The following is a 7558-nucleotide window of genomic DNA, read 5'->3' on the forward strand; positions in this document are numbered from 1 at the left end:
GCGGGGGGCTGGCCCCCCGCGGCGCAACGCTGCCAGCCGCGCCACCACCAGCATTCTTGCCCCCCGCTGCCCCACGCGGTATCAGGCAAATCGAACGAGCAGAAAGGACTTCCCCATGCGGGCCGAGGCGCAAAACGCAGTAGAAGCGGTGAAGAAATCGCTGGAGCTTCTGGGTCAGCGGATGGGGCTGGACACGGCACAGCACCGGCTGGAAGAGTTCAACGCCCGCACCGAAGACCCGGATCTCTGGAACGACCCGGCCAAGGCGCAGAAGCTGATGCGCGAACGCCAGATGCTGGTGGACGCGATGGACACCTACAACGGCATCTCCCAGGAGCTGGATGACAACGTCGAGCTGGTCGAGATGGGCGAGGCCGAAGAGGACGCCGAGGTTGTCACCGAGGCCGAGAACGCCCTGATCGCGCTGGAAAGGCGTGCCGCCGCCAAGGAGCTGGAGGCGCTGTTGAACGGCGAGGCCGATGGCAACGACACCTTCCTCGAAATCAACGCCGGCGCGGGCGGCACCGAGGCCTGCGACTGGGCGCAGATGCTGCAACGCATGTATGTCCGCTGGGCCGAGAAGCGCGGCTTCAAGGTGGAGCTTCAGAGCGAGGAAGCGGGCAGCGAGGCGGGCATCAAGAGCTGCGCCTACAAGATCAGCGGCACCAATGCCTACGGCTGGCTGAAGTCCGAGAGCGGCGTGCATCGGCTCGTGCGGATCAGCCCCTTCGGCAAAGGCACGCGGGAGACGAGCTTTGCCTCGGTCTGGGTCTACCCGGTGGTCGACGACAACATCGAGATCGAGGTGAACCCGGCAGACATCCGGATCGACACCTACAGGTCGAGCGGCGCGGGCGGCCAGCACGTGAACACCACCGATTCCGCCGTGCGGATCACCCACGCGCCCACCGGCATCGTGGTGACAAGCTCGGAAAAGTCGCAGCACCAGAACCGGGATATCGCGATGAAGGCGCTGAAATCGCGGCTCTACCAGATGGAACTCGACAAGCGGAACGCGGCGATCAACGAGGCGCATGAGAACAAGGGCAGCGCGGGCTGGGGCAACCAGATCCGCTCTTACGTGCTGCAGCCCTACCAGATGGTGAAAGACCTGCGCACCAACCACGAGACCTCCGACACCTCCGGTGTGCTCGACGGCGACCTCGACGGCTTCATGGCCGCGACCCTCGCGATGGATGTCTCCGGCAAGAGCCGGAGCGAGGCGCAGGCCGAGGGCTGATGGCGCTCACCGACCTCTCCGCCGTCGCGCTTTCGGAGCTTTTGCAGCGGCGCGAGGTGGGGCCGGTCGAGGTGATGGAGGCCACGCTGGCGCGGGTGGCCGAGGTGAACCCTTCGATCAACGCGATTGTCTCTCTGCGAGACGAGGCCGCGCTGCTGGCCGAGGCGCGGGCGGCGGAGGCGGCGGGGCCGGGCGGGCCACTCTGGGGTCTGCCGATGGCGGTCAAAGACCTTGTTGCCACGCGCGGCATCCGCACCACCTGGGGTAGCCCGGTCTATGCCGGCCATGTGCCCAAGGCTGATGATCTGATCGCCGCCCGGATGCGGTCCGCGGCTGCCATCTTCATCGGCAAGACGAATGTGCCCGAGTTCGGGCTTGGCTCGCACAGTTACAACCCGGTCTTCGGCGTCACCCGCAACCCCTATGACCATAGCCGCACGGCAGGTGGCTCCTCTGGCGGGGCGGCGGCAGCGCTGGCGTGCCGGATGGTGCCGCTGGCCGATGGCTCGGACATGATGGGTTCCCTGCGCAACCCGGCCGCGTGGTGCAATGTCTATGGCATGCGGCCCAGCCACGGGCTGGTGCCCGGTGACCCGGTGGGGGAGATGTTTCTGCACCCGCTCTCCACCCTCGGCCCGATGGCCCGCACGCCCGAAGACCTTGCCCTTCTGCTCCGCGTCATCGCCGGGCCCGACCCGTTGCAGCCCGGCGGCGCGGCGTTCGTGCCCGGCGGCGAGGGGCCGAAGGGCAAGCGCATCGGCTGGCTGGCCGATTGGGGCGGGGCCTGGCCGATGGAGCCGGGGCTGCTGGAGCGCGGCGCGGCGGCGTGTGCCGTCTTCGAAGACCTCGGCGCCGTGGTGGAGCCGGTCGCGCCGCCCTTTCCGGCAGAGAAGCTCTGGGAGAGCTGGGTGGCGCTGCGGTCCTGGGCGGTGGCGGCCAAGCAGGGGGCGCTTCTGGACGATCCGGCGAACGCGGGCCAGATGAAGCCCGCGCTGATCTGGGAGATCGAGCAGGGCAGGGCGCTTGGGAACGCCGAGATCCTTGCAGCCAGCGCCATCCGCTCGGAGTGGTATCGCGCGGCGGCGCGGATGTTTGCCCGCTATGACGCGGTGATCCTGCCCAGCACCCAGATGTGGCCCTTCCCGGCAGGGTGGGACTGGCCGAAGGCGGTGGCGGGCGTGGCCACCGACACCTATCACCGCTGGATGGAATGCGTGGTGCCCGCCTCGCTCATTGGTCTGCCGGTGGTGAACCTGCCTGCGGGTTTCGGGCCGGAGGGCCTTCCGGCGGGCGTGCAGCTGATGGGGCCGCGCGGGGCCGATGCGGCGCTGTTGGCGCTGGCGGAGGCCTATCACGCGGCGGTGGACTGGCCGGGCGCCTCAGTGCCGGTAGCGGGCGCGGCGGGGTAGCTCTTCGGGGCGCTTCGGCCCCTCATCGCAGCTGCGAGGAGGGCCGCGAGGGCCGATGAGCGGCCCGGCGGCGGGACAAGTCCCGCCCTACGGGGTTGCGCCACGTCCGCCGCTTGGGCCAAATACATGAGGAAACCGCGTGAGCATGCGAGGAGGACACATGCTTGACGCCACATATGCCGAGGCCGCCCCGAAGCCGGAGGTCGCCCGGCTGAGCTTTGCCGACCTGCGCGCGGCGCTCGCCGCCGGGTGGCGCGATTTCACCCGCGCGCCGCAGTTCGGCCTGTTCTTTGCGCTGGTCTACGCGCTGGGCGGCTTTGCCATGGTCAAGCTCTCGCTGGGCCACGTCGCCACGGTGCTGATCCTCTCCCTCGGCTTTCCGCTCATCGCGCCCTTCGCCGCCGTCGGGCTCTACGTGGTCTCGCGCCGCCTTGCACGCAGCGAGCGGCTGGCCTTCATGGGGCGCAACGGGGTACTGCTGAGGGTCTGGCGCGAGCGGGCGCGGCAGATCCCGTGGATCGGGGCGATCATCGTGATCTACTTCCTGTTCTACACCTTCTTCGCCCATATGCTCTTTGCCATCTTCCTTGGGCCGCGCGCGCTGGTGAACATCTCGCAGGGGCTGGGGGCGCTGATGACGCCCGAGGGCTATAGGCTGATCGCGGTGCAGGTGCTGTTCGGGGCCGCGGTGGCGCTGCTGCTCTATGCGCTCACCGTCGTCTCCATCCCCTTCGCGCTCGACCGGGAGGTGGATTTCATCACCGCCATGCTGGTGAGCCTCGCGGTGGTGCGGGAGAACAAGCTGGTGATGCTGTCATGGGCCGCATTGCTGGCGGGGCTGCTCTTTGCGGCAATGCTGCCCTGGTTCCTTGGCCTGCTGATTGCGCTGCCGGTGCTGGGCCATGCGACATGGCACCTTTACACCCGCGCGCTCATCCACCCGCCGGGATCTGTGGCAAGCCCAGCAGCGCCAGAACCGCCGTCAGCGTGACGAAGCTCACCAGCGTTTGCAGCAAAAGCACGGCGGCGGGGGTGGTCAGCTCGCCGTAGCGGCGGGCCAGCACCGGGTAGATCGACATGGCGGGCAGCGCCGTCATCACCAGCAGCGCAGGGCCGAGGGCTGCGGGCTGCGGGGTGAGGCCGAGGGCCGCGAGTGCGTGGAGCAGCGCAAAGGCCAGCGCCGGCATGACCAGCAGCTTGGCCGCAGTGATCGTCCAGGCCAGAGCGCCGAGGTCGCGCAGGGTGAGGGCGGCCAGCCCGCCACCGATCACGATGAGCGACACCGCCGCCGAAGAGTTGGCCACGATGTTGACCGGGCCGGTCACCACCTGCGGCAACTCCAGCCCGATGGCGGCCACCGCGAGGCCCGCGAAGAGCGCGAGGATGACAGGGGATGTGGCGAGGCGGCGGGCGATCAGCGGGGCGATGCCAGTGCCGTTGCCGCCCGCGCGCGCCTTCTCGGCCTCGGCCAATACCAGCACCAGCGGGATCATCACCAGGTTCTCGAAGCTCATGTTCAGCGCCAGCGCGTGCTCGGCCATGTCGGGCAGCGCGAGGCCCAGCATCGGGTAGCCGACGAAGCCGGAGTTGGCGCAGCTCATGCCCATCGCGCCGAAAGTGGCGGCAATGGGCGAGCCGCCGAACATATGTCGCACCAGCCAGTAGCCCGCCCCGAAGAGCGCAAGCGAGGTGGCGAGCAGAACCAGCAGGTAGGCCGAGTCGAAGGTGTCGCTGACGGGCCGGGAAGACACCGCGCGGAAGATCAGCGCGGGCAGGGCGCAGGTGACGACATAGGCCCCCAGCACATCGAGCGCCTTGCCGTCGAACACGCCGCGCTTCACCAGCACCCAACCGAGGGCGATGAGCGCGAAGATGGTGCCTGAGATGGAGAGAACCTGAAGCATGGCCCGAGGTATGGGCGCGCAGGCCCGGCGCTGCAACCCGCTTCACATGTTCATTCTCTTGCTGAAAATACTCATCCGAGCCATCAGCCAAGAGGCGCAGCGTCCGATCAGGCGCGATGACTTTGGCGGCAGGGCGGGGGCCGAGCGCAGCGAGGCCACCGAAAGCCCCGAGCGCAGCAGCGAGGCCCCTGAGACGAGAAAGGGCGCCCGCAGGCGCCCTTTGAAAACTTCTGTCAGGCCAGTCTCAGGCCAGTGTCAGCCCTGGGCCTTGGCCGGTTTGTCGGCCTCCGGGGTGCCAAGCGGCTTGGGGGCCGAGGTGCTGCCGGAGGCGAGCGGGTCGTCCTGGCGTTGCACCGAGCCCTCGAAGTGGGCGCCGCTTTCGATGGCGATGGTCTTGTGGATGATGTCGCCTTCCACCCGGGCGGTGGAGGTGAGGCGGACCTTGAGGCCGCGCACGCGGCCGACGACGCGGCCGTTCACCACGACATCATCAGCAAGGCATTCGCCACGCACGGTGGCGCCTTCGCCGACGGTCAGAAGGTGGGCGCGGATGTCGCCCTCGACGGTGCCTTCAATCTGGATGTCACCGGTCGTCTTGATGTTGCCGACGATGGTCAGATCGGACGACAGGGTCGACGCCGGGGGCTTGGCCTTGGGCGTGCTGCTGCCTGCGCCGCCGGTGGCGGCGGAGGAGCTGCTGGGCGGCGTCGTGGCCTGCTTGGAGCTGGCCGAGCTGTCGCCTGAGGGGGATTTGCCGGCATCGGCGCCTGCGCCGGAGCCGGGCTCGTTGATCCTGGATTTAGAAAACATCTTGTCCTGCCTTGATGTAGGTCATCGGGTTCACCGGCTTGCCGCCGACCCGGACTTCGTAGTGGAGGTGGTTGCCGGTGGACCGACCGGTGGTTCCCATATCACCGATGCGATCGCCGCGCGAGATCCTTTGGCCCACTTTTACGCGAGCCTTGCTCATGTGTGCGTAGCGCGTTTCGATGCCGAATTCGTGCTGGATCGTCACCAGGATGCCCCAGCTGCCGCGGCGCCCGGCCCAGGTGACGACACCATCGCCGCCAGCGTAGATCGGTGTGCCCTTCGGCCCGGCGAAATCGGTGCCGTTGTGCATCCGGCCCCAGCGCGGCCCGAAGCCGGAGGTGAAGCGGTAGGAATCTTTCACCGGGATCGAGAAGGGGGCCTTGGAGGCGGCGATGCGGTAGAGGTCCATCCGCTCGAGCCCCTTGAGGATGCGGTTGGCCCGGCTCTGGCCCATGTCGAGCGGCATGCCCTTGGTCGAGAAGGTCAGCGGGGTCAGCGGGCCGCCCTGGCCCGAGTAGCCGCGCTTGACGGTCGAGATCAGCTGGTCGGGCGGCAGCCCGGCGTCGCGGAACATCTTGTCGAGCGGCGCGACCGAGACGGTGAGCGCCTCTTCGAGCTGGGTGAAGATCTGGTCGTTGCGATCGAGGATCAGCTCGCGCTCGAAGGCGAGGGCCTGGGCCTCTTCGCGGGCGGCGGCGGCGGTATCGGCCATCGCATCGCGCTCGCGGGCTGTGCTCTCGAGCGCGACGGTGAGAAAGTCCACCGTGCCTTCGACATCCGTGAGCCGGCCATCGGTGGTTTTGGCGGAGCCGGTGGCGCCTTCGAGCGTGGCGATCGCTTCGGCCTGACCTGCCAGCGCCTGATCCCGCTCTTTCATGGTGCGGCGCAGCGTGCCCTGCACCACGTTCAGCCCGGTTTCCAGCTCGCGGCGGCGGTCCTCGGAGGCGAGCAGGTCGGACTGCATCACCGAGATCTGCGCCAGCGCGGCGTTGAAGCGTTCCTGCGCGGCGGCGGCCTCTTCGGCGCGGGCGTCGCGTTGGGCGGAGAGGGCGTTGAGGCGGGTCTCGTAGCTCTTCTGCTCGCGGGCGGCCTGCTCGCGGATCGAGCCGGAGCCGATCGAGTCCATCAGCAGGACGGCGGTGGCGATGATCGCCCAGCCGACCACCAGTGCGGAGCCCGCCAGCGCGATGAGCTGGGTCTCGGGCTTGAGCCGGATGAACCGGGTTTCGGTATCCGAGCGCAGAAAGAGTCGCTGCTCGGGCAAGTGGCGCTCAAGGGCGCTATGCAAGCGGTGCAAGACGCGTGCTTTCAATGATCCGTTCCTGTTCCCGTACCCCAAATACACCCGTACGGCCCCCCAGCGGCCATCACGGATTGCGAACGTGTTAACGTAACCGGGTGAGGGATGGCAAGTTGTGCTGGCCGCACAACGTGGTTAACCGCTGGTCAGGGCGCGCGATTCGGCAGGTTCTTGCCGATTTTCGCGCCAGTTGATGCGCCCGGCGGCGCGGGCTGCGGCGGCCCGTCGCAGGGGTGCGGTCGCTGGGCGCGCGGTCAGGTGCCCTCCAACAGCGGCCAGTAGAAATCGGGCGGCATCCCGGCTTCGGCGCGTTTCTCTTCGTTGAAGGGCGGTTTCGGCCCGCCGGGGAAGTAGCGGCGCACGAGGGCGTGGAAGGCCTCTTTCGGGTCCAGCCCGTCGCGCCCGCAGAGCCAGTTGAACCATTTGGCGCCATAGGCGACGTGGCTGACCTCCTCGGCGTAGATCGTCTCCAGCGCCGCCACGGCAGAGCTGGCCCCGGCCTTGGAGAAGAGCGCGATCATGCCGGGGGTCACATCGAGCCCGCGGGCCTCCAGCACCATTGGCACCACGGCGAGGCGGGCGGGAAGGTCATGCGCGGTGTCGGCGGCGGCGCGCCACATGCCGGCGTGGGCGGGCAGGTCGCCATAGGTCATGCCCAACTCGTGCAGGCAATCGTCCATCAGCATGAAATGGCGGCTCTCGTCATCGGCAGCGCGCACCCAGTCGTCATAGAAGCCCAGCGGCATGGGCGTGTCGGTGAAGCGGGCGACGACATCCCAGTGCAGGTCGATGGCGTTCAGCTCGATATGGGCGACGGCATGGAGGATTGCGCGGCGGCCTGCTTCGGTGCCCGGGCGGCGGCGGGGCACGTCGCGCGGATCGAGCAGGGCGGGTT

At 68.5% G+C, this 7558-nt stretch carries 7 protein-coding genes; 3 read left to right on the forward strand and 4 right to left on the reverse strand.

Features of this window, described 5'->3' with window-relative positions; translation table 11 throughout:
* Window positions 1–115: 115 nt before the first annotated feature.
* The 3 genes from prfB to DYI42_RS22465 all read left to right on the forward strand — a co-directional run bounded on the left by prfB (window position 116) and on the right by DYI42_RS22465 (window position 3640).
* Window positions 116–1240: a peptide chain release factor 2 gene (prfB, locus tag DYI42_RS22455; protein WP_213549159.1), complete on the forward strand. Its 1125-nt coding sequence runs from the start codon at window positions 116–118 to the stop codon at window positions 1238–1240.
* Entirely contained in the window at window positions 1240–2649 is a 1410-nt protein-coding gene (locus tag DYI42_RS22460; protein ID WP_213549161.1) for an amidase, read from the forward strand. Before prfB ends, DYI42_RS22460 begins: the two co-directional genes overlap by 1 nt.
* 160 nt (window positions 2650–2809) lie before the next feature.
* Window positions 2810–3640, forward strand: coding sequence for a DUF2189 domain-containing protein (locus tag DYI42_RS22465; RefSeq protein WP_213549162.1), 831 nt, complete (start codon window positions 2810–2812; stop codon window positions 3638–3640).
* Here DYI42_RS22465 and DYI42_RS22470 read toward each other — a convergent pair.
* The 4 genes from DYI42_RS22470 to DYI42_RS22485 form a co-directional block, all read right to left on the reverse strand.
* A complete protein-coding gene (locus DYI42_RS22470; protein ID WP_213549163.1) occupies window positions 3582–4553 on the reverse strand; it encodes an AEC family transporter in 972 nt (323 codons plus the stop codon). The two genes, DYI42_RS22465 and DYI42_RS22470, sit on opposite strands and share 59 nt — an antisense overlap.
* 255 nt (window positions 4554–4808) lie before the next feature.
* The gene (locus tag DYI42_RS22475; protein ID WP_213549164.1) at window positions 4809–5363 is read right to left on the reverse strand and encodes a bactofilin family protein; all 555 of its coding nucleotides are present in this window, start codon (window positions 5361–5363) and stop codon (window positions 4809–4811) included.
* Window positions 5353–6675: a M23 family metallopeptidase gene (locus DYI42_RS22480; protein WP_213549165.1), complete on the reverse strand. Its 1323-nt coding sequence runs from the start codon at window positions 6673–6675 to the stop codon at window positions 5353–5355. Before DYI42_RS22480 ends, DYI42_RS22475 begins: the two co-directional genes overlap by 11 nt.
* A gap of 242 nt (window positions 6676–6917) precedes the next feature.
* The coding region (locus tag DYI42_RS22485) for a ferritin-like domain-containing protein (RefSeq protein WP_213549166.1) at window positions 6918–7558 on the reverse strand (641 nt) is incomplete at its 5' end.

The organism is Vannielia litorea, from assembly GCF_018424695.1.
In the GTDB taxonomy this organism is placed as follows: domain Bacteria; phylum Pseudomonadota; class Alphaproteobacteria; order Rhodobacterales; family Rhodobacteraceae; genus Vannielia; species Vannielia litorea_A.

Coding starts and splice junctions, on each gene's coding strand:
- DYI42_RS22460 (WP_213549161.1), top strand. CDS start 1,240: ATGGCGCTCACCGACCTCTCCGCCGTCGCGCTTTCGGAGCTTTTGCAG.
- prfB (WP_213549159.1), top strand. CDS start 116: ATGCGGGCCGAGGCGCAAAACGCAGTAGAAGCGGTGAAGAAATCGCTG.
- DYI42_RS22470 (WP_213549163.1), bottom strand. CDS start 4,553: ATGCTTCAGGTTCTCTCCATCTCAGGCACCATCTTCGCGCTCATCGCC.
- DYI42_RS22465 (WP_213549162.1), top strand. CDS start 2,810: ATGCTTGACGCCACATATGCCGAGGCCGCCCCGAAGCCGGAGGTCGCC.
- DYI42_RS22475 (WP_213549164.1), bottom strand. CDS start 5,363: ATGTTTTCTAAATCCAGGATCAACGAGCCCGGCTCCGGCGCAGGCGCC.